Annotated in this window: 25 protein-coding genes; 17 read left to right on the forward strand and 8 right to left on the reverse strand. The window is 74.9% G+C overall.

Annotated elements, in window-relative coordinates; genetic code table 11:
* Positions 1-3 precede the first annotated feature (3 nt).
* From CRP30_RS15520 to CRP30_RS15545, 6 genes are read left to right on the forward strand one after another with little or no spacing between them, the layout of a single operon-like run.
* A complete protein-coding gene (locus CRP30_RS15520) occupies positions 4-4368 on the forward strand; it encodes a type VII secretion EssC family protein (RefSeq protein ID WP_200814771.1) in 4365 nt (1454 codons plus the stop codon).
* Positions 4365-4958 (forward strand): hypothetical protein, encoded by a 594-nt coding sequence (locus CRP30_RS15525; RefSeq protein WP_097184805.1) that lies wholly within the window; start codon positions 4365-4367, stop codon positions 4956-4958. The genes CRP30_RS15520 and CRP30_RS15525 overlap by 4 nt, the downstream gene beginning before the upstream one ends.
* A gap of 47 nt (positions 4959-5005) precedes the next feature.
* Positions 5006-5299 carry a DUF6317 family protein gene (locus CRP30_RS15530; RefSeq protein WP_097184806.1) on the forward strand — a complete coding sequence of 98 codons (294 nt, stop codon included), beginning with the start codon at positions 5006-5008 and terminating at the stop codon, positions 5297-5299.
* Positions 5296-6759 carry a WXG100 family type VII secretion target gene (locus CRP30_RS15535; protein ID WP_097184807.1) on the forward strand — a complete coding sequence of 488 codons (1464 nt, stop codon included), beginning with the start codon at positions 5296-5298 and terminating at the stop codon, positions 6757-6759. The genes CRP30_RS15530 and CRP30_RS15535 overlap by 4 nt, the downstream gene beginning before the upstream one ends.
* On the forward strand, positions 6756-8048 hold the full coding sequence (locus CRP30_RS15540) for a hypothetical protein (RefSeq protein WP_097184808.1): 1293 nt from the start codon (positions 6756-6758) through the stop codon (positions 8046-8048). Before CRP30_RS15535 ends, CRP30_RS15540 begins: the two co-directional genes overlap by 4 nt.
* On the forward strand, positions 8045-8617 hold the full coding sequence (locus CRP30_RS15545; RefSeq protein WP_097184809.1) for a hypothetical protein: 573 nt from the start codon (positions 8045-8047) through the stop codon (positions 8615-8617). Before CRP30_RS15540 ends, CRP30_RS15545 begins: the two co-directional genes overlap by 4 nt.
* Positions 8618-8686: 69 nt before the next feature.
* On the opposite strand, the gene CRP30_RS15550 is transcribed toward CRP30_RS15545, so the two are convergent.
* Complete coding sequence (locus CRP30_RS15550) at positions 8687-8983, reverse strand: WXG100 family type VII secretion target (RefSeq protein WP_097184810.1); 297 nt, start codon at positions 8981-8983, stop codon at positions 8687-8689.
* Between the two features lie 185 nt (positions 8984-9168).
* On the opposite strand from CRP30_RS15550, the gene CRP30_RS15555 reads away from it, so the two are divergent.
* Both CRP30_RS15555 and CRP30_RS15560 read left to right on the forward strand, forming a co-directional pair.
* Complete coding sequence (locus CRP30_RS15555) at positions 9169-9480, forward strand: EthD family reductase (protein ID WP_097184811.1); 312 nt, start codon at positions 9169-9171, stop codon at positions 9478-9480.
* A gap of 3 nt (positions 9481-9483) precedes the next feature.
* Positions 9484-11034, forward strand: a complete 1551-nt coding sequence (locus CRP30_RS15560; protein WP_097184812.1) for an acetolactate synthase large subunit — start codon at positions 9484-9486, stop codon at positions 11032-11034.
* Positions 11035-11101: 67 nt separating this feature from the next.
* On the opposite strand, the gene CRP30_RS22805 is transcribed toward CRP30_RS15560, so the two are convergent.
* Complete coding sequence (locus tag CRP30_RS22805) at positions 11102-11242, reverse strand: hypothetical protein (protein ID WP_200814772.1); 141 nt, start codon at positions 11240-11242, stop codon at positions 11102-11104.
* 82 nt (positions 11243-11324) lie between these two features.
* Positions 11325-11471, reverse strand: coding sequence for a hypothetical protein (locus CRP30_RS22535; protein WP_159961746.1), 147 nt, complete (start codon positions 11469-11471; stop codon positions 11325-11327).
* Positions 11472-11637: 166 nt separating this feature from the next.
* Between CRP30_RS22535 and CRP30_RS15565 the strand changes: the two genes are divergently transcribed.
* A complete protein-coding gene (locus CRP30_RS15565; protein WP_097184813.1) occupies positions 11638-11946 on the forward strand; it encodes a hypothetical protein in 309 nt (102 codons plus the stop codon).
* 31 nt (positions 11947-11977) lie between these two features.
* Positions 11978-12787 carry an alpha/beta hydrolase gene (locus tag CRP30_RS15570; protein WP_097184814.1) on the forward strand — a complete coding sequence of 270 codons (810 nt, stop codon included), beginning with the start codon at positions 11978-11980 and terminating at the stop codon, positions 12785-12787.
* A gap of 36 nt (positions 12788-12823) precedes the next feature.
* Here the strand turns inward: CRP30_RS15570 and CRP30_RS15575 are convergent, their stop codons facing one another.
* On the reverse strand, positions 12824-13480 hold the full coding sequence (locus CRP30_RS15575; protein ID WP_097184815.1) for a response regulator: 657 nt from the start codon (positions 13478-13480) through the stop codon (positions 12824-12826).
* Positions 13477-14661 carry a sensor histidine kinase gene (locus CRP30_RS15580; RefSeq protein ID WP_097184816.1) on the reverse strand — a complete coding sequence of 395 codons (1185 nt, stop codon included), beginning with the start codon at positions 14659-14661 and terminating at the stop codon, positions 13477-13479. The genes CRP30_RS15575 and CRP30_RS15580 overlap by 4 nt, the downstream gene beginning before the upstream one ends.
* A 172-nt stretch (positions 14662-14833) precedes the next feature.
* On the opposite strand from CRP30_RS15580, the gene CRP30_RS15585 reads away from it, so the two are divergent.
* Positions 14834-17005 carry an MMPL family transporter gene (locus CRP30_RS15585; protein WP_159961748.1) on the forward strand — a complete coding sequence of 724 codons (2172 nt, stop codon included), beginning with the start codon at positions 14834-14836 and terminating at the stop codon, positions 17003-17005.
* Positions 17006-17010: 5 nt separating this feature from the next.
* Here CRP30_RS15585 and CRP30_RS15590 read toward each other — a convergent pair whose 3' ends face one another.
* Entirely contained in the window at positions 17011-17223 is a 213-nt protein-coding gene (locus tag CRP30_RS15590) for a hypothetical protein (protein WP_097184818.1), read from the reverse strand.
* A gap of 246 nt (positions 17224-17469) precedes the next feature.
* Between CRP30_RS15590 and CRP30_RS15595 the strand changes: the two genes are divergently transcribed.
* The 6 genes from CRP30_RS15595 (at position 17470) to CRP30_RS15620 (ending at position 21679) form a co-directional block, all read left to right on the forward strand.
* Positions 17470-18690, forward strand: coding sequence for a TadA family conjugal transfer-associated ATPase (locus CRP30_RS15595; RefSeq protein WP_235003442.1), 1221 nt, complete (start codon positions 17470-17472; stop codon positions 18688-18690).
* Positions 18691-18703: 13 nt separating this feature from the next.
* Positions 18704-19567 (forward strand): type II secretion system F family protein, encoded by an 864-nt coding sequence (locus CRP30_RS15600; protein WP_097184820.1) that lies wholly within the window; start codon positions 18704-18706, stop codon positions 19565-19567.
* 73 nt (positions 19568-19640) lie between these two features.
* The gene (locus CRP30_RS15605) at positions 19641-20582 is read left to right on the forward strand and encodes a type II secretion system F family protein (protein WP_097184821.1); all 942 of its coding nucleotides are present in this window, start codon (positions 19641-19643) and stop codon (positions 20580-20582) included.
* A 29-nt stretch (positions 20583-20611) separates the two neighbouring features.
* On the forward strand, positions 20612-20818 hold the full coding sequence (locus tag CRP30_RS15610) for a hypothetical protein (protein WP_097184822.1): 207 nt from the start codon (positions 20612-20614) through the stop codon (positions 20816-20818).
* Between the two features lie 16 nt (positions 20819-20834).
* Complete coding sequence (locus tag CRP30_RS15615) at positions 20835-21224, forward strand: TadE/TadG family type IV pilus assembly protein (protein WP_200814773.1); 390 nt, start codon at positions 20835-20837, stop codon at positions 21222-21224.
* The gene (locus tag CRP30_RS15620) at positions 21221-21679 is read left to right on the forward strand and encodes a TadE/TadG family type IV pilus assembly protein (RefSeq protein WP_097184824.1); all 459 of its coding nucleotides are present in this window, start codon (positions 21221-21223) and stop codon (positions 21677-21679) included. Before CRP30_RS15615 ends, CRP30_RS15620 begins: the two co-directional genes overlap by 4 nt.
* Before the next feature lie 5 nt (positions 21680-21684).
* Here CRP30_RS15620 and CRP30_RS15625 read toward each other — a convergent pair whose 3' ends face one another.
* Both CRP30_RS15625 and CRP30_RS15630 read right to left on the reverse strand, forming a co-directional pair.
* The gene (locus CRP30_RS15625) at positions 21685-22578 is read right to left on the reverse strand and encodes a PfkB family carbohydrate kinase (RefSeq protein ID WP_097184825.1); all 894 of its coding nucleotides are present in this window, start codon (positions 22576-22578) and stop codon (positions 21685-21687) included.
* The gene (locus tag CRP30_RS15630; protein ID WP_097184826.1) at positions 22575-23330 is read right to left on the reverse strand and encodes a glutamine amidotransferase; all 756 of its coding nucleotides are present in this window, start codon (positions 23328-23330) and stop codon (positions 22575-22577) included. The genes CRP30_RS15625 and CRP30_RS15630 overlap by 4 nt, the downstream gene beginning before the upstream one ends.
* Positions 23331-23351: the final 21 nt, after the last annotated feature.

The raw sequence follows: 23351 nt of genomic DNA on the forward strand, positions 1-23351 counted from the left end.
CAGGTGACCGTCGGGCAGGCCGACGGATCGGTGATCGACGCGGCCGTCGACGTCGACGACGACCTCCCCGTCTCGAAGGTCGCCGCCACGCTGGGGCAGGTGGCCGGGGTCCGCCCGGAGGGCCTGTTCGTCGCGGGTGAGCAGCTGGACGACGACCAGCCGGTCGGGGAGACGGCGCTGGTCGACGGCAGCGTCGTGCACCTGTGCGCGGACGCCGTCCCCGCAGGACAGCTGCTCCCGCCCGCGCGGGGATGGCAGCTGCGGGTGGTCAGCGGCCCGGGGAGCGGCCTGGTCGCCGAGCTCCCCGTGGGCAGCTACGAGCTGGGGCGCAGCAGCTCCTTCGGCTTCAGCGACCGCTCGATGTCCCGCCGGCACGCCACGCTGGAGGTGACCGCCGACGGTGCCACGCTGACCGACCTCGGCTCCTCCAACGGCACGCTGGTCGAGGGGACGCCGGTCGGGGAGGAGCCCGTCCCGGTCGAGCCGGGGCAGGTCTTCCAGCTCGGCGACACCCAGTTCGCCATCGTCCCGGCCACCGCCTCCGACGCCGCGGTGGAGCCCGCCGGGCCCGGGACGCGGGCCTTCGTGCGCGCCCCCCGCCTGCTGCCCTCCCAGCGCGTCGTCAAGGTCCAGCTCCCGGCGGAGCCGCGCGCCCGCGAGCCGCGCCGGTTCCCGCTGGTCATGGTGCTGGCGCCGCTGGTCATCGGCATCGTGCTGGCGATCGTCCTGCGCTCGCCGCTGTACCTCATGTTCGCCGTCGCCAGCCCCGTGATGATGGTCAGCAACACGGTGGCCGACCGCCGCCAGACCGCCCGGGAGGACCGCCGCGCCCGCGAGGAGTACGAGGCGGAGCTGGCGAAGGCCCAGGAGCGCATCGCCACCGCGCTGGCCGAGGAGACCGTCCGGCGGCGGGACGGCCACCCCGACGCGGCCGCCGTGCTGCTCACCGCGGTCCTGCCGCTCAAGCGGCTGTGGGAGCGGCGCCGGACCGACCCGGACGCGCTGAGCCTGCGGCTGGGCGCGGCCGACCTGCCCGCGGAGGTCGTCGTCACCGACCGCAACGGCACCGAGCCGGCCGAGGGGGAGCGGACGGTGCGGGCGGTCCCGGCGACCGTGCCGTTGCGGGAGTCCGGTGTCCTCGGGCTGGCCGGACCGGCCGAGCCGCTCGCCGGCCTGCTGCGCTGGGTGGTCCTCCAGCTGGCCGTGCACCACCCGCCCCGCGACCTCGCGCTGACCCTGCTCGCGCCGCGCGGGCGCGCGGACTGGAACTGGGTCCGCTGGCTGCCGCACGCCCGCCCCGCCGACGGCGAGGGCCCGGTGGCCTTCATCGGCAACGACCCGGAGACGGTCACCGCCCGCGTCGCGGAGCTCGTCGCCCTGGTGAAGGCGCGCCGGGACGCCACTCCCACCGGCGGACGCATCGAGGCGGCCTCTTTCCCGGCGCACGTCCTCGTCGTGCACGGCTTCCGCGCCCTCCGGACGACGCCCGGGCTGGCGCAGGTGCTGCAGGACGGCCCCGCCGTGGGCGTCTACGCGATCTGCGCCGACGAGGAGGAGCGCTTCCTTCCCGAGGCGGCCACCGCGACCGCGGTGTTCGACCGGGAGGACGACGCCCTGGTCGACGTGCGGCGCAGCGGGCACGACCCCGTGCGCGGCGTCCTCGCCGAGCCGGTCTCCGCGGAGCTCGCGGACGCCGCGGCCCGGGCACTGGCCCCGCTGCGCGACGTGAGCGTCGAGGACGACGACGCGGTGCTCCCCGACAGCGTGCGGCTGCTCGACGTGCTCGGCCTCGAGCCGCCCACCGTCGACGACGTCCGCGCCCGCTGGCAGCTGGAGGGGCGGACCACCCGCATGGTCGTCGGGTCGGGGCTGCACGGGCCGTTCACCCTCGATTTGCGCAGCGACGGCCCGCACGGGCTGGTGGCCGGCACGACCGGCGCCGGGAAGTCCGAGCTGCTGCAGACGATGATCGCCTCGCTCGCGGTGGGGAACCGGCCGGACGCCCTCAACTTCGTCCTCGTCGACTACAAGGGCGGCAGCGCGTTCAAGGACTGCGTGCACCTGCCCCACACGGTCGGCATGGTGACCGACCTCGACGCGCACCTGGTCGAGCGTGCGCTCACCTCCCTGGGCGCGGAGCTGAAGTTCCGGGAGCACTGGCTGGCCGCGGCCGGGGTCAAGGACATCGACGACTACCTCGAGCTGCAGGCCCGCGAACCGGACCGCCCCTCGCTGCCCCGGCTGCTGATCGTCATCGACGAGTTCGCGTCCATGGCCCGCGAGCTGCCGGACTTCGTCACCGGGCTGGTGAACGTCGCCCAGCGCGGCCGGTCGCTGGGCATCCACCTGGTGCTGGCCACCCAGCGCCCCAGCGGCGTCGTGTCGCCGGAGATCCGGGCGAACACCAACCTGCGGATCTCGCTGCGGGTCACCGACGGCGCGGACAGCAGCGACGTGCTCGACGCCCCCGATGCCGCCCGCATCCCCAAGTCTGCGCCGGGCCGTGGTTTCGCCCGGCTCGGGCACGGGGGGCTGGTGCCGTTCCAGGCCGGGCGGATCGGTGGCCGCCGTCCCGGCCAGGGCGCCGTCGCGGCGGCGGTGCCGTTCGTCGTCCCGCTGGGCTGGCACCAGGTGGGCTACGCGGCGCCGCAGAAGCCGGCCGCCGCGTCCCGCGTGTCCGACGTCGAGGTCACCGACCTGTCCGTCCTCGTGGAGGCGATCCGCGGGGCGTCGGTCGCCGAGGACGTGCCGGCCCAGCGCAGCCCCTGGCTGGAGGCCCTGCCGCAGCGCCTCACCGTCGCCGAGCTCGACGTCCCGGAGGCGGACGGCACGCTGCACCTGCCGTTCGGGGCCCAGGACCTCCCTGCCCGGCAGGAGCGGCGGGTCGCCGCGTTCGACCCGGCGACCGACGGCCACCTGCTGGTGATCGGCTCGCCGAAGAGCGGCCGGTCGCAGGTGCTGCGCACGCTCGCGGCCGCGGTCGGCGGGCGGTGCTCGGCTGCCGACGTGCACCTCTACGGCCTGGACTGCGGGAACGGCGCCCTGCTGCCCCTGACCGACCTGCCCCACTGCGGCGCCGTCGTGCAGCGCACGCAGACCGAACGGGCCGTCCGCCTGTTCGACCGCCTCAAGAAGGAGCTCGACCGCCGGCAGCAGGTGCTCGCCGACGGCGGGTACGCCGACATCACCGAGCAGCGGCGCGGTGCTCCGGCGGAGGAGAGGCTGCCGCACATCGTGCTGCTGCTGGACCGGTGGGAGGGCTTCACGCCCACGCTCGGCGAGGTCGACGGGGGCCGGCTCACCGACGTCCTCATGGCGATCGTGCGCGAAGGGGCCTCGGCCGGGATCTCCGCGGTCATCACCGGGGACCGTTCGCTGGGGACGTCGCGGCTGGCCTCGCTCACCGACAACAAGCTCGTCCTGCGGCTGGCCGACCGTGGTGACTACCCCCTGGTCGGCCTGAGCTCGCGGCTGGTCCCGGCCCAGGTGCCGCCCGGCCGTGGCTTCACCGTCGACGGCACCGTCGAGACCCAGGTGGCGCTGCTGTCGGCCGACGACTCCGGTCAGGGCCAGGCGGCCGTCCTGGCCGAGATCGCCAAGGCGGCCCACGTCCGCGACGCCGTGCTGCCCCGCGCGGCGCGGCCGTTCCGCGTGGACGTGCTGCCCTCCCGCATCTCCTTCGACCAGGCCTGGGACATGCGCCCGCGCGATGCCGGGCCGCTGTTCGCCCTCGTCGGCGTCGGCGGTGACGAGCTCGCCGGGACCGGGCCGGACCTGGGCGCGGGCAGCGGTCCGGCGTTCGTGGTCGCGGGGCCCGCCCGCGCCGGCAAGAGCTCGGCCCTCGCGGTGATGGCCGAGTCGCTGCTGCGGCAGGGGGCGGCCGTCGTCCTCGGCACGCCCAAGGCCTCGCCGCTGCGGGCGCTGGCCGGTCGGGACGGGGTGCTCGGCGTCGTCGAGGACGCGAGCGCGCCGGCCGATCGCTGGCGGGAGCTGCTGGCGGCCGACCCGGACCGCCCGCTCGTCGTCCTGCTTGACGACGGCGACGTGTTCCGCGACTGCCCCGCGTCGGAGGTGTTCCGCGAGATCGTCAAGGGCGGTGCGGGACCGGGCCGGAGCCTGGTGCTCGCGGGCAACGCCGACAGCATCTGCACCGGTCTGTCGGGGTGGCAGGTGGACGCCAAGCGGTCGCGGCAGGGCCTGCTGCTCAGCCCGCAGGGGAGCACCGACGGCGACCTCATCGGGGTGCGTATCCCGCGCAGCGTCGTCGGGCAGCCGGTGCAACCGGGGCGCGGCCTGCTGCACCTGGGCGACAGCGCGCCGCTCACCGTCGCCGTCCCGACACCGCCGGCGATCGGGGAGCCGTCGTGACTCCCGGCGGTAGCCCGGAGCGCTACGAGCTCGTCGTGCCCGACGGGTGGTGGGCGATCGACCTCGATCCCGGACGCCGGGAGGCGAACGTCGCGGCACTGGTGGAGCAGCAGTGGCGCGGCATCGACGACGCCCCGCTGCTCAAGGCGCAGGCCCGCGAGGAGCTGGTCCGGCGGGCCGAGGAGGCCGCCCGGGTCGGCGGCCGGCAGCTGTTCCTGTCCGTCGGCACCCTGGCGGGCGTGCCGCTGTCGGCGTCCCTGCTGGTCAGCACCGTGCCGCTGGCGACGCCGGGGGAGCTCACCGAGCTCGCGGAGTCGCGCCGCGAGGCCGGGCTGGACGTGGGGCACGTGGCGCTGCCGGCCGGGCCGGCGCTGCGCACGCGCTGGCGGGAGGCATCGGTGGAGGGGCCGGACCAGCCGACCACCACCTGCCTGGACCTGCACGTGCCCGTGCCCTCGGAGCCGCGGGTGCTGCTCCTGCAGTTCCGTACGCCGATGGAGCCGCTGGCGGACGCGCTGGTCGACGTCTTCGACGCGATCGCCGGCACGCTCCGCTGGTCCTCGGTACCCGGGCGCTCCGGTCGCCGCTGACGCGTGCGTCGATAGGATTTCGTCGGTTCCGACGGGGAGAGGGTGGGATGAGCGACAGGTTGGTCGTCGACCTCGCGGCGTTGGAGGAGGCCGGCCGTCAGCTGGACTCGCTCGGCCGGGAGTTCCAGCAGGCCGGTGACATCGCCGACGACGCCCGCGCCGCCGTGGGGCACGCCGGGTTGTCCAGCCGGCTGGGCGAGTTCGTCGACGGGTGGAAGGTGCGTCGCGAGGACTACCTCGAGGACATGACCTACCTGGCCGAGCTCACCCACCAGGCGGCCAGCACCTACCGCGAGGTGGACGACCAGCTGGCCGCCGCCTTCGAGGAGACGGGCCAGTGAGCCGCAGGCCCACCGACTGGTCGCCCCTGGCCGGCAGCGACCCCGTCCCGGGGGACCCCGACGAGGTGGAGCGCGTCGGCAACCGGTACGTGAACACCGCCGAGGCGCTGCAGCAGCAGGCGGCCCGGCTGCGCGCCCTCGCGAGCGACCGGAGCTGGGAGAGCGACGCGGGGGAGAACTGGCGGCACCAGGGCCGGGAGGTCGCCGAGAAGCTCGACAAGGTGGTCGGCCGCTACGACAAGGTCGGTCGCGCGCTGCGCACCTACGGCGGGCAGCTCCGGTCGGCGCAGAGCCAGGCCGACCGCGCGCTCGACCTCGCCCAGGACGCCGAGCGCCGGGCGCGTGCGGCCGACACCGCGCGCCGCGAGGAGGTCCGGCGGCACGCGTCCGCGCCGCCGGAGACCCCGCCGCCGGACACCTCGCACCTCGACCGGCAGGCGGGCCAGGCCGCCGACGACCTGGCGCGTGCCCGCACCCAGATGCAGGCCGCCCGGTCCGCTCGCGACAGCGCCGCGGAGACGGCGGCCGGGTCGATCGAGGGCATCACCGGCAGCGACGGCCTGAACGACGGCCGCTTCGCGGGTGTCGGAAAGGTCTTCGGGGACGCCGTCGAATGGGTCGACCGGAACCTCAAGGCGATCACCGACCTGGCCAGCACGATCGCGATGGTCGCCGGTCTGCTGGCCCTGGCGGTCGGCTGGATCCCGGTGATCGGCCAGATCGCCGCCGCCGTGCTCACCGGGATCGCCGCGCTCGCCTCGCTCATCGCGCTGGCCGGCTCCCTGGTGATGGCCCTGCAGGGGCGCGGCAGCTGGCTCGACGTCGGGCTGGCGGCCTTCTCCCTCGTCACCCTGGGGATGGGCCGCGCCGCCCTCGCCGGCGTCAAGGTGGGTGCCCGGGGCATGCGTGCGGCAGCGCAGTCGGCCAAGACCGACGAGCTCGTGTCCGCGGCCGTGGCCGCCCGCGGCGGCGCGCACGTCGGCGGGAAGACGTTGCGCCGCATGACCATCGCCGCCCGGCGGCAGGCCAAGGCCGAGCCCGGCATGGGGCTCACCCGCGACCAGGTCGCCGACGGGCTCTCCCACGCGGCCACGCGGCGGCCCACCGGTCTCGCGGCGGCGTTCAACCCGGTCACCATCGCCCGGGAGACCGGTCAGGGACTCGCCGACCTGGGGCGCTACGCCGCTCCGGTCAACTGGGGCCACACCGCCACGCTCGTGCGCGGCGGGTCGGCCGGCAGCCCGCTGCTCGACGACGCGGCACGGCTCGAGACGTCGATCGCCCAGCAGCTGTCCCCGGCCGCGCAGAATCTGCCCGGCGTGAGTGCCTACGCCAATTCCCTGCAGTGGCAGATGGGCACCCTCACCGGCGCGACGCTCGCGCCGGTGGCCAGCGACACCGCCGACAAGGCCGGACTGCTGGACGGGCTCAAGGAACGCACCATCACCCCGCCGAAGTGAGCGAGCCCATCGCCGAGGGCATGTCCGCCTCCGAGTCGGCCGCGGCAGGGTCGACCGCGTCGCCGGCCGTGCGCCTCGTGGGACGGGGCCTGCCCAACCGGGCCGTAGTCCGCGGCGCCCGGGTGGAGTCCGTGCCCGGGACGCTGCTCGTCAGCCGGGACGGCCGCACGCTGCGGACGTTCACCGTCGGCCCGCAGGGGGACGTGGTGGCGGCCGCGCACCTGGGCGGGCCGCTGCTCGCCGACATCGCGCCGCACTCGCTGGGCGCCGTCGACCTGCTGGACGCCGACGAGCACCGGGTGGCCCGCTTCGACCTCCGCGACTGGGTGCCGGAGGCCGACGAGCTGACCCGGTCCCGCGACGCGCTGGAGCGCTCGGGCCTGGTGCCGCTCCTCGAGCACGCCGGGCTGGCCCTGCGACCGGTCCCGGCCTCGGGGCTGGCCGCCGCCCTCGACGCCCGCCCGCCGTCGGTCGCGCCGTGGCGAGGGCTGCCGGTCGCCTACACCGTGCTGCGCACGGTCGCCGTGGTGCTCGCGGTCGGAGCGCTGCTCGTGTCGATCTTCGCCACGCCGCCGGACGTGCTGTGGTGGGCCGCGAGCGCCGGGCTGCTGATCAGCACGCTGGCGGCGGGCGGGCTCTGGCTGCGGGCGGTGGTGGCCGACCGTCTCCCGACGAATGGCGTCCCCGAGCTCCGGCCGCGCCCGGCCGGCGCTGCCAGCCGCAGGTTCCGCCGGACGGCGAGGCTGCGCGCTGAGCCCGGCGAGGTCGTGCTGCTCGACGGGCTCGGCCGGGAACGCCGCCTGCCGAGGACCGGGCCGTTCGCGGTGACGTCGGCCGCCGTGGTCCGCGACGGCACCCCGAACGCCCAGCTGGAGCTGCGCACCGCGGCCGGCGTTCCCCGGGCGACGCTCCCGTGGGACCACTGGTTCGGCGGGGAGGGCGGCCGGGAGGCGCTCGACGAGTGGTGCGCGGCGGCCGCCCTGCCGCTGGAGCGCCGGGCGGCGCCGGCCCGGCGTCACCGGACGGAGGAGGAGGCAGCCCGCATGATCTACGCGCCGCCGATCCGGGAGATCGTGGCCGCCTCCACGTGGCCGCACGGGCTCCCCGGCCAGGCCGCCGTCTGGCAGACCGCGCCGTTCGCGTTCTTCCTGCTCCTCTACTCCTACGCGGGTTCGCCCGCGGGCGTGCCGTGGGTGCTGGTGGCCACGGTGCTGCTGACGGCCGGCGTGCAGTGCGCGCGGCTGCTGGCCCGGCGGATCTGGCTCGACGTCCCGGTCCGGTCGTCGTGACCGAGCACCTGGAGATGGAGCTGGAGCCCGATCCCGGCTGGTTCGAGGTGCCCGAGGAGGGCGCCGACCTGGAGGAGTGGTCGCTCGACCTGGTCCGGAGGCTGGCCGGGCCGGAGAACGACCCGGAGGCCATCGGCGCGTCCGCCGCCGTCGTCGCCGAGCACGCCCGGGCGGCGCACGACCTGCTCGTGGAGCTCGCCTTCGTCTTCCTGCCCGAGCCGCTCGCGCCGGTGGTGGCCACCTGCCACATCGAGCTGGTCTTCGGCCCGGCCGGGGACATGCCCGATCCTCCCGAGGTGCACCGCAGCCTCGCTCTGCGCCGGGACGACCACCTGGAGGACCCCGAGGTGGGGGAGCGCCTCCTGCAGGCGGGGCGGTCGGTGCGGCAGCACGTCCTCGTCACCGAGGAGGACCGGGTGACCGAACGCGTCACCCACGTGGTGTTCGTGCCCGAGCTCGAGGACGCCCTGGTGCGGATCACCACGTGGTGGCGGGCGCTCGCCCTGGGCGACGCCCTCGTCGAGCAGGCCGACCGGATGGCGGCCGCGCTGGTCCTGCGCACCTCCTGACCGGCTCAGGACGCGACGAAGGGCCGCCCCGCGCGTGCGGGAGCGGCCCTCCGGAGGACGAGCGGGCGATCAGCGACCGAGGGCGCTGGCCAGCTGGGTGTCGGCGTCGCGGAAGGTGGCGGCGGCCTGGTTGAGGTACTGGGCCATGCCGTCGAGCCCGGCGATCATGTTCTTGGCGCCGGTGTTGAACTCGTCGTAGGACGCCTGGAAGCTCTTGCTGGAGCTGTCGGTGACGTAGCCCTCGGCCACGAGCTGGTCGACGAGGCTCTTGAGCTGCCCGAGCATGCCGTCGATCTCGGTGCGCCCGTTGGTCAGCCGGCCGGCCGCATCTTCCATCTGCTGGTAGGTGACGTTGACGTTCGCCATGTGAGTCCAATCAGGAGCGGAACGGATACCGATCGGACCGTAACAGCAGGTCATGTCGCACGCTCCCCCTGTTCCCCGTCCTGTGGACGGCCCCGGCCGCCGCGCTGGAGTCGCGTGCCGTCGTCGTCCCCTGTTGGCTGGGCGGCGAGGCGCCGGCAGCGGAGCCCGGGACACGGAGGTGCGGCGTGGTGCACAGGCTCGTGGTCAGCTACGGACAGCCGGCGGACCCCGCCGCGTTCGACGCCCACTACCGCGACACGCATGCGCCGCTGGCCCGGCAGATGCCCGGCCTGGTCCGCTACACCTACGGCCACCCCCGGACCCTCGACCCGGAGCAGCCCGCGCCGTACCTGGTCGCCGAGCTCGACTTCGACTCGGAGAAGGCGATGGGGGAGGCGTTCCGGTCGCCGGAGGGACAGGCGGCGTCCGCGGACGTGCCGACGTTCGCCAGCGGCGGCGCCACGATGACCTCCTTCGACGTGCTGACGGTGAGCTGACCGGTGAACGGCGCCCAGGCCCTCATCCGCACCCTCGTCGACGCCGGGGTCGACGTCTGCTTCGCCAACCCCGGGACGTCGGAGATGCACTTCGTCGCCGCGCTCGACGACGTGCCGGACATGCGTGCGGTGCTCACCCTCTTCGAGGGCGTCGCCACCGGCGCTGCCGACGGGTACGCCCGCATGGCCGGGCGCCCGGCGGCCACGCTGCTGCACCTGGGACCGGGCATGGCCAACGGTCTGGCCAACCTGCACAACGCCCGCCGTGGCCGCACCGCCATGGTCAACGTGGTCGGCGACCACGCGCGCTCGCACAAGCGGCTCGACGCCCCGCTGGAGTCCGACATCGACGCGGTCGCCGGCACCGTCTCCGGCTGGGTCCGCCGCTCGCTCGACCCGGCGGACGTCGCGGCCGACGCCGCCGACGCGGTGGCTGCCGCCTGCGGGTCCCCCGGCACGATCGCGACCCTGATCCTGCCGGCGGACGTGTCGTGGGAGGACGGTGCCGAGGTGGCGCCGCCGGTGCCCGGCCGGCCCGCGCCGCGGGTCGCGCCGTCGGTGGTCGACGACGTCGCCGCGGTGCTGGCCTCGGGTGAGCCGGCGGTGCTCCTCCTGGGCGGAGACGCGATGACCGAGGCGGGCCAGCTGGCGGCGGCCCGGGTGACCGCCGGTACGGGTGCCCGGCTGATGTCGGAGACCTTTCCGCCGCGGGCCGCCCGTGGCGCGGGGCTGCCGGACCTGACCCGGCTGCCGTACCCGCCGGAGATGGCGATCGCCGCGCTGGCCGGCACGAAGCACCTGGTGCTCGCCGGCGGGACGTCGCCCGTGCACTTCTTCGCCTACCCGGACGTGCCCGGCACGCCCGTGCCCGACGACTGCACGGTGCACGTGCTCAGCGCGCCGGGGGAGGACGCCGTCGCGGCACTGGAGGCGCTGGCCGAGCGGGCGGCCCCGGACGCCGAGCCGGTGCTGCTCGAGGCGGAGCGGCCGGAGCTGCCGAGCGGGCCGCTGACCCCGCGCAGCATGGCGGCGGTCATCGGCGCCCTGCTGCCCGAGCGGGCCATCGTGGTCGACGAGGCGCTCACCTCAGGCGTCGGCCTCAGCGAGCTCACCTCGGGCGCGCCCCGGCACGACTGGCTCCCCCTGACCGGCGGTGCGATCGGCGACGGGCTGCCCATGGCGCTGGGCGCGGCGGTCGCCTGCCCGGACCGGCCGGTCATCGGCATCCAGGCCGACGGCAGCGCGATGTACACGATCTCCGCGCTGTGGAGCTACGCCCGCGAGCAGCTCGACATCACCACGATCATCTGCGACAACGGCTCGTACGCAATCCTGCAGCACGAGCTGTCGCGGGTCGGGGCGGCCAGCGACGGGAAGCGGGCCAAGCAGCTGCTCGACCTCGGGGGACCGGGGCTGGACTTCGTGGCGCTCGCGACGGGGATGGGCGTGCCGGCGACGAGGGCGACGACGGCGGAGGAGCTCGCCGAGCAGCTACAGAAGGCGCTCGCCGAACCGGGGCCGCACCTCATCGACGCGGTGCTGCCGCGCGGTTAGCGCCCCGCGGGGGGCCGACGGACGCGGCCGGCATCCGGCTGAGCCGGCGCCGGTCGCGTCCCTCGGGTCAGTGCTTCTTGCCGGTCGTGACGTTGTCCATCTGCGAGCCGGAGCCCGCCTTCGCGGCCTTCTTCTCGCCGCGCTTCTCCTTGATGGACTTGCCGCTGGCCTTCTTGGTCATCGACTGCCGGGGGGACTTGTCACCCATGATGTGCGCTCCCTCATCGTGGACCTGAACGGCTCCGTGGGTCGACGCTACGCGGGCTCCGCGCTCCCTGGGCGTGCCGCGCTCAGCGGTGGGTCTTGGCCTCCGCGGCCAGGCGCGCCATCTGCGACTCGGTCATCTGTTCCTTCGCCTTGCGCTCGGCCCGCTTCTCCTTGATCGACTTCGCCGACTTCTGCGAGTGGTGCGCGTCGTGCGGTGACTTGTCGCCCATGGCGGTCTCCGTCGATGAGGGCCGGATCGATGCCGGGACGCTACGCCGGTCCGGGCCGCTGATCGACGGGTCCGATCGCGCTGTCTCCCGCCGGCCGCGACGTGCCTCTGAGAGGTGACGACGGTCCGGCACCCGGCCGGACCGCTCCCTCGGGAGGTGGCCCGTCATGGCCGGCACCAGCGCACCCGCGTACCTGCAGCTGCTCGAGGAGGCCCTGGAGCTGGGCAGGGTCGACGGCCGGTTCGCCGCGGCGTTCGAGCCGGCGACGGCACCACGAGGGGACCGCTGTCTCGGCCGGACGCCGGAAGAGTTCGCCCGCCTCCTGTGGGAGGACCGGCCCGGCACGCCTCCGGCCGGCCTCGAGCTGAGCGCGCCGCACTGGTACGCCACCGGCTTCGGCGAGGGGATGGCCGCGGCCGGGGTGGGGCGGACCCGGGCCGGGGGAGCGCTGCTCCACCGGCAGGTCTTCAGCTGACCGGTGCCGCCCGGCCGGTCATCATCGACGCATGGTCCGGACGGCGTTCGTGGTCGTGGGCGTCGTCGTCGTGGTGCTCGCCCTGATCACCGGCCTGCTGTGGGGGTTCCAGCGGAAGCTGGTCTACCTGCCCGACGCCGGACCCGTGGGGTCGGCCGACGCGCTCGTCCCGGGCGCGCGGGACGTCGTGCTGCGGACGTCGGACGGCCTCGATCTGGCCGCCTGGCACGTGCCCGGCCGGTCGCCGGATCTGGTCACGGTGCTCGTCGCCAACGGGAACGGCGGGCACCGCGGGATGCGTGCCCCGCTCGCCCGTGCCCTCTCGGCCGAGGGCCTCGGGGTCCTGCTGTTCGACTACCGGGGGTACGGCGGCAATCCGGGCGATCCGACGGAGGACGGGCTCGCCCGCGACGTGCGGGCCGCCCGGTCGTACCTGGTCGAGGAGGCCGGGGTGCGTCCCGACCGGCTGCTCTACTTCGGCGAGAGCCTCGGCGCCGCCGTCGTCACCGAGCTGGCCACCGAGCATCCGCCGGCGGGGCTGGTCCTCCGTTCGCCGTTCGTCGACCTCGCGTCGGTGGCGGCCGTGCACTATCCACTCCTGCCGGTGCGGTTCCTGTTGTGGGACCGGTTCCCGGTGGCGGAGCGGGTCGCGCGGGTCGACGTCCCGACGACGGTCGTCCTCGGCGCCGGCGACACGATCGTGCCGCCGGAGCAGAGCCGGGCCGTCGCCGATGCCGCGGCGGAGCTGCACCGGCTGGTGGAGGTGCCCGGTGCCGACCACAACGACCCCGTCCTGCTGGACGGCGAGGCGGTGGTCGAGGCCGTGCTCGAGCTGGCGTGAGCCCCATGCGCCGGCCGGATCGCCCGAGCCGACCGCTCAGCTCGCCGTCACCAGGCCGGCCCGCCACGCCATCGCCACCAGCTGGGCCCGGTCGCGGGCGGCCAGCTTGGTCAGCACGCGACCTACATGGGTGCGTGCGGTCGCCGGGCTCATGTGCAGCTCCCGCCCGATCTCGTCGTTCGAGAGCCCCTTCGCCACCGCGACGAGCACCTCGCGCTCGCGGTCGGTCAGGTGCTGGAGCAGGCTCGAGTCGGTCGGCGGGGGAGCGTGCAGCGCGGCGGCCAGCACGCTGCGGGTGACGGCGGGATCGAGGACCGCCTCGCCCGCGGCGGCGGCGCGCACTGCACTGCGCAGGGCCTCGGGTTCGGCGTCCTTGAGCAGGAAGCCGCTGGCGCCCGCCCGCAGCGCGCCGAACACCAGCTCGTCGTCGTCGAAGGTGGTCAGCGCGAGCACGGCGACGCCGCCGAGAGCCGGGTCGGCGACGATCCGCCGGGTGGCCTCGATGCCGTCGAGCACCGGCATCCGCAGGTCCATGAGGACGACGTCGACGTCGCGAGCCACCCGCAGGCGGTCCAGCGCCGCGCGCCCGTCGCCGGCCTCCCCGGCGACCTCCAGCCCGTCCCCGCGCTCCAGCACCGCGCGGATGCCGGCCCGGACCAGTGGCTGGTCGTCGACCACGAGCACCCGGATCACGGCAGCGCGCCGACCCGCAGTGGGGTCACCGGCAAAACTGCGGTCACCGGCAGCACTGCGGTCATGGCGAAACCGCCGCCGTCCCGGTTGCCCGCCGTCAGGCGGCCGCCCAGCAGCGCCACCCGCTCGCGCATCCCCTGGAGCCCGTGCCCGGGGGTGCCGGTGCCCGGGTCGCCGGCGCCGTCGTCCGCCACGGTGACGGTGAGGTCGGCCGGGCCGTGCTCCACCGTCACGGTGGCGGACCGGGCGTGCGCGTGCCGGAGCACGTTGGTCAGCGACTCCTGCACCAGCCGGTGCACCGTGGCCTCGACGGCCGGGGGCAGCGGGCGCTCCTCACCCCGCACGTCGAGTCGGACGTCCAGGCCGGTCGACGCCGTCGCCGCGACCAGGTCGGCAAGATCGGCCATCCCGGCCGCCGGCTCGACGCTCGTGGCGTCGTCGCCCCGGAGCAGGCCCACGGTGTCGCCGAGGTGGTGCAGCGCGTCCCGGCTCACGGTGCGGATGGTCTCCAGCGACCGGCGGGCGGCCGCCGGGTCGTCGTCCAGCGACTCGGCGGCGACAGCGGCGTGCAGGGTGACGACGGCGACGGCGTGGCCCAGCAGGTCGTGCACGTCCCGGGCGATACGCATCCGCTCGTCGGCGACCCGCCGTTGCGCCTCGGCCTCGCGCTCGTGCTCGGCCAGCCGGAGCCGCTGGTCGAGCTCGGCCTGCCAGCCCCGGCGGGACCGGACGGCGTCGCCGAGCGCCAGCACCGCGGCCAGCAGCGCCAGGGAGAGCGCGCCGTCGTACCCGATGACGACCCCGGGGTTCTCGTCCCGCTCGCCGCCGAGCAGCCGGAACAGGGTGGACAGCAGGAGGCCGGAGCCGCCCACCAGCGCCCCCAGCCGTGCCCGGCCGGCCTGGGCGACGATGAACAGCGCAGGGGCGAGCGGGAGCACGAGCCCGATCGCGGCGTAGCCGGTCAGGTAGTAGCCGAAGAGCAGCGTGATGCTCAGTGCCAGCGCCGGCACGGGGGCTCGGCGGGCGAACAGCATCGGCAGCCCGACGACGACCACGAGGGCGAACGCGAGGGCGTCGGGAGGCCGCGCCTCGGCCTCGAGGTGGCCGGCCAGCGCGGCCCAGGCCGGCAGCACGGACGCGAACACCAGTGCGACGTCGACTCGCCCCGGGCGCCAGGTCATGCCGGGAGGCTAGGGCGTTCCGGCGGTACCGGGAATCCACGCGACGACGTAGCCGTGCCGTCCCGGCGTACGCCGAGATCCGTAGCGGAGTCGGTCCGTGCGGCGGACGCCCTGTCGCTCCGGCGTTCCTAGCGTCCTCGGCGTCCTGTCCGGTCAGCCGTCTGGAGACACCGTGCTCGCCTCCCTCGCCCGATCCTGCGTCCGCGCGCGCTGGCTGGTCACGGCCGCGTGGATCACCACCGTCGTCGTCCTGTCGGTGCTCGCCGGCGCCTTCGCCGGCCCGACCAGCGACGACTTCTCGCTGCCGGGTTCCGAGAGCCAGCGCGCCGCCGACCTGCTGGCCGACGCCGGCTTCACCGCCCGGTCGGGCACCCAGGCGCAGGTCGTGCTGCACGCCGAGGACGGCGTGGACACCGCTGCGACACGGGACGCGGTCGAGGACCTCGCCACCGGCATCCCCCGCGAGCTGCCCGGGGCCGAGGTGACCAGCCCGTTCGACCCGGGCGGTGAGCGGCAGATCGCCCCTGGCGGGGACATCGCCTACCTGCAGGTCGACCTGCCGCTGAAGGACCAGGTCGAGGTGGCCGACGCCGTGGACCGGCTGGAGGAGCTGCGGGACGACGTCGACGTGCCCGGACTGCAGGTCGAGATCGGCCTGCCGTCGGCGGAGGAGTCCAGCGGCCCGCCGGCCGAGGTGTTCGGCGTCCTGGCGGCAGCAGTCATCCTGCTCATCGCGTTCGGCTCGTTCGTGGCGATGCTGCTGCCGCTGCTGGTCGGGGTGCTCGGGGCGCTGGGAGGGGTGGCGGCGATCGAGCTGGCCGCCCACGGAATCGACGTGCCCAGCTATGCCGCCGCTGCCGCCGGGATGATCGCGATCGGGGTCGGCGTCGACTACGCGCTCCTCGTCGTCACCCGCTTCCGGGAGGCGCTGCGCGACGGGCTGCCGGTGCCCGAGGCCGTCGCCCTGGCGCAGCACACGGCGGGCCGGTCGGTGCTCTTCGCGGGCATCACGGTGGTCATCGCCTCGCTCGGCCTGGTCCTCATGGGCATGGAGCTGATCACCGGCATGGCGATCGGCATCGCGGCGTCGGTGCTGGTCACGATGCTCGGCGCGGTGACGCTGCTGCCGGCCCTCCTCGGGATCGTCGGTCCGCGCCTCCAGCGGGCCCAGGGCCGGCCGCGCCGGTTCGGCCGGCGCGATCGCTCCGGGGCGGCGGCCGAGCGGTGGTCGCGCTCGGTGCAGCGTCGTCCGCTGGTCTTCGCGGTGGCTGCGCTCGGCACGCTGCTGGTGCTGGCCATCCCGGTGCTCGACCTGCGCCTCGGCTTCAGCGACGCGGGCACGCTGTCGGAGGAGAGCAGCGCCCGCAAGGCCTACGACCTGGTCGCCGAGGGCTTCGGTCCGGGGGTGAACGGGCCGTTCGTCGTGGCCGTCGACGCGCCCTCCGGCACGGCGGGGCCGGCGGCGGAGGAGCTCGCCCAGGCATTCGCCGCCGACCCGGGCGTGGCGTCGGTGAGCCCGGCGATGCTCTCCGAGGACGGCGGCACCGCGGTGCTGCAGGTCGTGCCGACCTCCGCGCCACGCGACGAGGCGACCGCCGACCTGGTGCACCGGCTGCGCGACGACGCCGTTCCGCCGGTGGTGGACGGCACGGGCGCGGAGGTGGCCATCGGCGGTGCGCAGCCGGCGGCGATCGACTTCGCCGACTACACCGCCGAGCGGCTGCCGCTGTTCCTCGCCGTCGTCCTCGGCCTGTCGTTCCTGCTGCTGACCGTGGTGTTCCGCGGCCTGCTCGTGGCACTCAAGGCGGTGGTGGTGAACCTGCTGTCGATCGGTGCGGCGTTCGGTGCGCTGGTCGCCGTCTTCCAGTGGGGCTGGCTGACCGACCTGCTCGGCATCGAGGGGGTGGGGCCGATCGAGGCGTGGGTGCCGATGCTGCTCATCGCGATCGTGTTCGGCTTGTCGATGGACTACGAGGTCTTCCTGCTGTCGCGGATCCGGGAGGAGTACGACCGCACCGGCGACAACGCGACCTCGGTCGCGACCGGGCTGGCGCGGACGGCTCGGGTGATCACCGCGGCCGCTGCGATCATGGTGTGCGTCTTCGGCAGCTTCGTCCTGGGCTCCGATCGGGACCTGCAGCTGTTCGGCTTCGGCCTCGCGGTGGCGGTGCTGATCGACGCGACGCTGGTCCGGATGGTGCTGGTGCCGGCGACCATGGAGTTGCTGGGCAGGGCGAACTGGTGGCTGCCCGCGTGGCTGGACCGGCGGCTACCGCACCTGACGGTCGAGGGCTCGGTGAGCCTGCCGCGGGAGCCGGAGCGGGTGCCGGCCGGCGCGCGGTAGCGGCGTCAGCCGGCGATGCGGGTGCACTCCTCGCACCGGCCGGCGCCGGACGGGGCTGCCCAGTCCTGTCCGGCGCGGACGGTCACCAGCACGCCGCACACCGACTGGTCGAGGCCGTCGACGACCGGGCGGGCGACGGCGTGGCTGAGCCTCGCGGCGCCCGGAAGGTGGGCCGCCGAGGTGGCGTAGGTGCTCGTCGCGTGCAGGGTCGCCGTCATGGACGAGAGCGTGCCCGAGACATGTGACGATCTGACTGCGGTGATGCGTTGATCCCGCGATGATCCGTCCCTCGACCGGCTCCGGCCGGGGCGCCGGCCTCTGCGCGCCGTTCACCTGACCGGGTGGACCTGCCTCCTCCAGGCGCTGCTTTGTCCACAGAACGGCTGATCCGGCGCCCGCGGACTGATCCGTTTCCATACAGTCCGGCTGTTCCGTCATGATCGACCGGGCTCGACGGGGGTGCCGTGCCGACCGCTCTGGATGTCGTGGACGGCGAGGTCCGGGAACTCATCCGGCGTCGCGGCCTCGACCCCTTCACCGACCCCGCGCCCGTCCGGGTGCTGGTCCGCGACGTCGTCGCCGACTACTCCGAGCGCTCGCTCACCTCGGCGCTGCCGCCGATCGGTGACACCGAGTCCGTGGTCCGCGACGTCCTCGACCGGGTGGCCGGCTTCGGCCCGCTGCAGCGCTACCTCGACGACCCGGAGATCGAGGAGATCTGGGTCAACGAGCCGGGCCGGGTGTTCATCGCCCGCCGCGGCCGCAGCGAACTGACGACGACGATCCTCGCGCCCGGCGAACTCGCCGACCTGGTCGAGCGGATGCTGCGCACCTCGGGTCGACGGATCGACATGTCGACCCCGTTCGTGGACGCGACCATGCCCGACGGGTCGCGGCTGCACGTCGTCATCCCCGACATCACCCGCCGCCACATGGCCGTGAACATCCGCAAGTTCGTGCTGCAGGCGCACAGCCTCGACGAGCTGATCGCGCTCGGGACGATCACCACCCAGGCGGCCCGGTTCCTCGAGGCGGCCGTGGCCGCCGGGCTCAACGTGCTGGTGTCCGGCGGTACCCAGGCGGGGAAGACGACGCTGCTCAACTGCCTCTGCGCGGCCATCCCCGCCCAGGAGCGGGTCATCACCTGCGAGGAGGTCTTCGAGCTCCGCGTCCCGCTGCCCGACGTCGTCGCGATGCAGACCCGCCAGGCCAACCTCGAGGGCGCGGGCGAGATCCCGCTGCGCCGCCTGGTCAAGGAGGCGCTGCGGATGCGGCCCTCTCGCATCGTGGTCGGTGAGGTGCGCCAGGAGGAGTGCCTCGACCTGCTGATCGCGCTCAACTCCGGGCTGCCGGGCATGTGCACGCTGCACGCCAACAGCGCCCGCGAGGCCGTGGTGAAGATGTGCACGCTGCCGCTGCTGGCCGGCGAGAACATCGGGACGGCGTTCGTCGTCCCCACCGTGGCGTCGAGCGTCGACCTCGTCGTGCACGTCGGCACCGACGTGTCGGGTCAGCGGCGGGTGCGCGAGATCGTGGCCCTGCCGGGGCGGGCGGAGAACGGCGTGATCGAGACCGCCGACATCTTCACCACGCGCGAGGGGCGGCTGGTGCGCGCCGACGGCTACCCGCCGCACCCCGACCGCTTCGCCGCCCGGGGCCTCGACCTCGCCGGACTGCTGGCGTGACCGGGCAGCCGAGATGACGCAGTCGGGTGCGCTGCTGGGGCTGCTCCTGGGTGTCGGCCTGCTGCTGATCTGGCGCAGCGGTCCGCGGGCGCCGCAGGCCCGCTCCACGCCACGGTCACCAGGGCGGCGTCAGGTGCTGCTCGCCGAGGCCGGCCTGACCGGCATCAACGCCGCCCAGCTGCTGGCGCTCCAGGTCGGTCTCGGACTGCTGGTCCTCGTCGTCGTACTGCTGACCACCGGCACCGTGACGGTCAGCCTGGTCTTCGCGCTGTTCGGCTTCGCGCTGCCGTACGTGCAGGTGCGCCGCCTGGCGGCCCGCCGCAAGGCCGACCTGCGCGAGGTGTGGCCCGAGGTCGTGGACAACCTGGCGTCGGCCGTCCGGGCGGGGATGTCGCTGCCCGAGGCGCTGGCGGCGCTGTCCACGCGCGGTCCGGAGGTGCTGCGGCCGCCGTTCGCCCGCTTCGCCGCGGAGTACCGGTCCACCGGCCGGTTCAGCACCTGCCTGGACCGCCTGAAGGACGACCTCGCCGACCCGGTGGGCGACCGCATCGTCGAGACGCTGCGGGTGGCGCGCGAGGTGGGTGGTACCGACCTCGGCCGGGTGCTCCGGACGCTGGCCACCTTCCTGCGCGAGGACGCCCGCGCCCGCGCGGAGCTGGAGACCCGGCAGGGCTGGGTGGTGTCCGCCGCCCGGCTGGCCGTGGCCGCGCCCTGGGTGGTGCTGCTCCTCCTCGCGACGCAGTCGACGACGCTGGCCGCCTACGACTCGGCGCTGGGCACCGCGATCCTGCTGATCGGCGGTGCCGTGTGCGCCGTCGCCTACCGGCTGATGCTGCGGATCGGGCGGCTGCCCGAGGACGTGCGGGTGTTGCAGTGAACGAGCTTGCGAGTTCACCAGCGGACACAGCAGCGCCGCGAACGCGGTCGACGAGCGCCAGCGAGGAGAACTCGTGAGCGCGGGACTGACCGGGATGCTGCTGGGCCTGATGGCGGCGGTCGGGCTCGTGCTGGCGGTGAGCTACGCGCCGCCGTTCCGATCGGTGCGGCTGGTCGACCGGCTGGCGCCCTACGTGCACGACACCCCACCGCCGTCGCGGCTGCTGGGCACCGCCACCGAGCCGGGTCTGCTCACCGCCGTCCGCCGGGTCTTCGGTCCGGCGATCGGCGACGGCGCACGGCTGGTCGACCGCATGCTCGGCGGGCGGGCCGCCGTCCGGCGCCGCCTGGACGCGCTGGCCACCGACACCACCGTCGAGGACTTCCGGGTCGAGCAGGTCGTCTGGGGTGGCCTGGGGCTGCTCGGCGCCGCGGTCGTGGCGGCCGTCGGCTCCGTCGCTGCGGGCGGGCTGAACGTGCTGTCCGCCGGGCTGCTCTGCGTGGCGGGGCTTCTCGGTGGTGTCCTGGGGCGCGACTGGTGGCTGACCCAGCAGGTGCAGCGCCGCGAGGAGCTGCTGCTGGCCGAGTTCCCCGTCGTCGCCGAGCTGCTCGCCCTCGCGGTGACGGCGGGAGAGAGCCCGACCGCGGCGATCGCCCGCGTCACGCGGCTGTCCGGTGGGGAGCTGGCCAGGGAGCTCGGCGAAGCCCTCGGCCGGGCGCGGTCGGGTGTGCCGCTGGTCGACGCGCTCCAGGGAGTGGCCGACCGCACCTCGTTGGACCCGCTCGCGCGGTTCATCGACGGGCTCCTGGTGGCCATCGAGCGCGGCACCCCGCTGGCCGAGGTGCTGCGCGCCCAGGCCGCGGACGTCCGGGAGGCCGGGAAGCGCCGGCTGCTCGAGGCGGGTGGCCGGAAGGAGATCGCCATGATGGTGCCGGTCGTCTTCCTGGTGCTGCCGGTCACCGTTCTCTTCGCCCTGTTCCCGGGGCTGATCAGCATCGTCTCGCTGGCGCAGTGAGCCAGCGGGACACGAGGAAAGGACTTTCCATGCGCGGTATCGCGTACCTGACCGCCGCAGCCGCGGCCCTCGCCGCGCGGGTGCGCGGCGAGGATCCCGAACGGGGCGACGTCCCGGGCTGGGTGATGATCACGGTGATGACGGCGGCCCTCGTGCTGGCCATCCTCATCCCGTTCCGGGAGGCGATCGTCTCCGCCGTGGAGAACGCGCTCACCTCCGTCACGAGCGGTGGCTGAGCAGCCGGTTCCATCAATGGACGACGGCGAGCGAGGCAGCGCCGTCGTCGACTTCGTCATGGTCTCGTTGTTGATCGTGGCGCTGCTGCTGGCCGTGCTGCAGGTCGCCGTCTACGTGCACGTGCGCAACGTGGTGACGGCGAGCGCGCAGGCCGGTGCCCGGTACGCCGCGAACGCCGACGTGGACACCTCCGCCGGGGCGCCGCGGACGGTGGAGATCGTCGCGCGGGCCACGTCCGTGCAGACCGCGGAGGGCCTGGCCTGCACGTCGGCGGAGGAGGTCGACGCCAGCGGGCTGGTGCTCGTGGTGGTGCGCTGCACCGGATCGGTGCCGTCGCTGCTGGCGGCGCTGGGCAACCTGCTGCCGCTGGAGGTCACCGGCCGCGCGGTGAAGGAGCTGGCATGACCTGGCTGCGGCGCCGGCTGGCCGACGAGCAGGGGTCCGCTCTGGTGGAGTTCGTCTTCATCGCGCTGGTCGTGTTCGTGCCGCTGATCTACATCATCGCCGGGTTCTCGGCGGTGCAGCGCGGTGTGTTCGCCTCGACCGCAGCCGCCCGCGAGGCCGGCCGGGCGATCGCTACCGCGCCCGACCCGGTGACCGGGCAGGAGCGGGCACTGCGGGCCGCTGAGCTGGCGGTCGAGGACCAGTCGGTCGACGTCACCGACCTGCAGCTGGCCTACGCGCCGGCGGGTGCCGACTGCGCGGCGGCCGGCGGGTACACCCCGACGCTCACGCCGGGGGAGGAGTTCTCCGTCTGCGTCACGGTGACCGTCCGCATCCCGCTGCTGCCGGAGTTCATCGACGCGAACACGGCGACCGGCCAGTTCGTCGTCGAGCGCGACCGCTACGTCGACGCCTGATGCCGTCACCGCGGCGGCCGCGCTCCGGCGTGCGCGACCGCCCCCGCTCCGGCGGCGGCACCCGCCCGGGCGGCATCCACGACCGAGGCGCCTCGCGCCAGCGCCGCCGCCAGGGCTCCGACGAAGGCGTCACCGGCGCCGGTCGTGTCGACCACCGCCTCGACCGCCGCCCCCGCCACCCGCAGCGGGCCGGCGCCGTCGGCGGTCACGTGCCCGTCCGCGCCGAGGGTGACGCACACCGAGCGAGCCCCGGTCGCCGCCAGCAGCGACGCCGCGAAAGCTGTCGGATCCGTGGCGACCGGGGCGCCGGCCAGCCGCAGCAGGTCCGCGGCCTCGTGGCGGTTCACCACCACCGGGTCCGCGGCCGCGAGTGTCGGAGGCGAGAGCTCCACGACCGGCCCGCAGCTGACGACCAGCCGCGCTCCCTCACGGGCCGCCAGCTCGGCGGCGGCGTCCACCACGGCGGCGCCCAGTTCAGTCTGCGCCAGCACCACCGCCGCCGCCGCAGGAGCTGCGTGCACGATCTGGGGAGTGACCGTCTCGTTCGCGCCCGCGCAGACGACGATCGCGTTCTCCCCGGCGGCGTCCACGACGATCACCGCGGTGGACGTGGGCACGCCCGCAACGACGGCGACCCGTGACACATCGACTCCGCGGGCGACGAGGTCGTCGAGCTGGGCGCGCCCGCCGTCGTCGCCACCCACCGCACCGAGCATCGCGGTGACGGCACCCGCCCGGGCGGCCGCGGCCGCCTGGTTGCCGCCCTTGCCACCGCTGGTGGTGGAGAGCCGCCCGCCGGTGACGGTCTCGCCCGGCGCCGGCCGGCGCTGCGTCCGCGCCACCACGTCGTGGTTGAGCGAGCCCACGACGAGCACGTCCACGGCGGGCGGCGTCGTCACCGGGCCTGGCCCTCGCCGGCCAGCCAGCGCACGGCCTGCTGCCACAGTCGGGCGAAACCGGGCCACGAGGTGAACTCCTCGGGTGCCCAGTGCGGGCCGATGTCGCTGGCGTAGGCCAGTGTCCGACCGGCCCCCGCCACGCCGAGCACGAGCAGCGGGTGGTCGTCGAACGCGGCCACGGTCTGCGCGTCGTCCTTGGGCACCAGCCGCTGGTAACCGAGCAGCGCCGGCGTTTCGGCGTCCAGGCCATCGGTCACCGGGTGGGTGCCCACCAGCCGGGCGCGCACCCCCTGCGGGGTCTCCTCCCGGTCGTCGCCGGTCTCCATCACCACCGGCAGCACCTCGGCCAGCGCGCCCGACCGGTAGTTGGCCTTGGCTTCGATGCCTTGGAAGGACAGGTAACCACCGACCATGGCGAGGCCTCCGCCGTCACGTACCCAGTCACGCAGCAACGCGAGCCGGTTCGGGGAGGCCTGCCCGCGGACGAAGGTGCGCGAGGGCAGCAGCAACGTGTTGGCCCCGATGTCCGACAGCAGGACGACGTCGTAGGCGTCCAACTGCTCCCGCGTGGTGGGGAAGTGGGTCGCCGCCACGTGCGACGGCATGTAGGTCAGGTCGATGCCGCCGTCCTCGAGGGCGGCGATCAGCGCCTGACCGCCCTCGGCGTAGTCGACGGTGGTGAAGCTGTCGAAGCCCTTGGTGTGGATCGAGGTGACGGACCAGGACTCGCCGGCCAGCAGGGCGCGCGTCATGTGGATCTCCTTGCAGCAGCA

It is taken from the genome of Blastococcus haudaquaticus, from assembly GCF_900230285.1.
GTDB lineage: Bacteria > Actinomycetota > Actinomycetes > Mycobacteriales > Geodermatophilaceae > Blastococcus_B > Blastococcus_B haudaquaticus.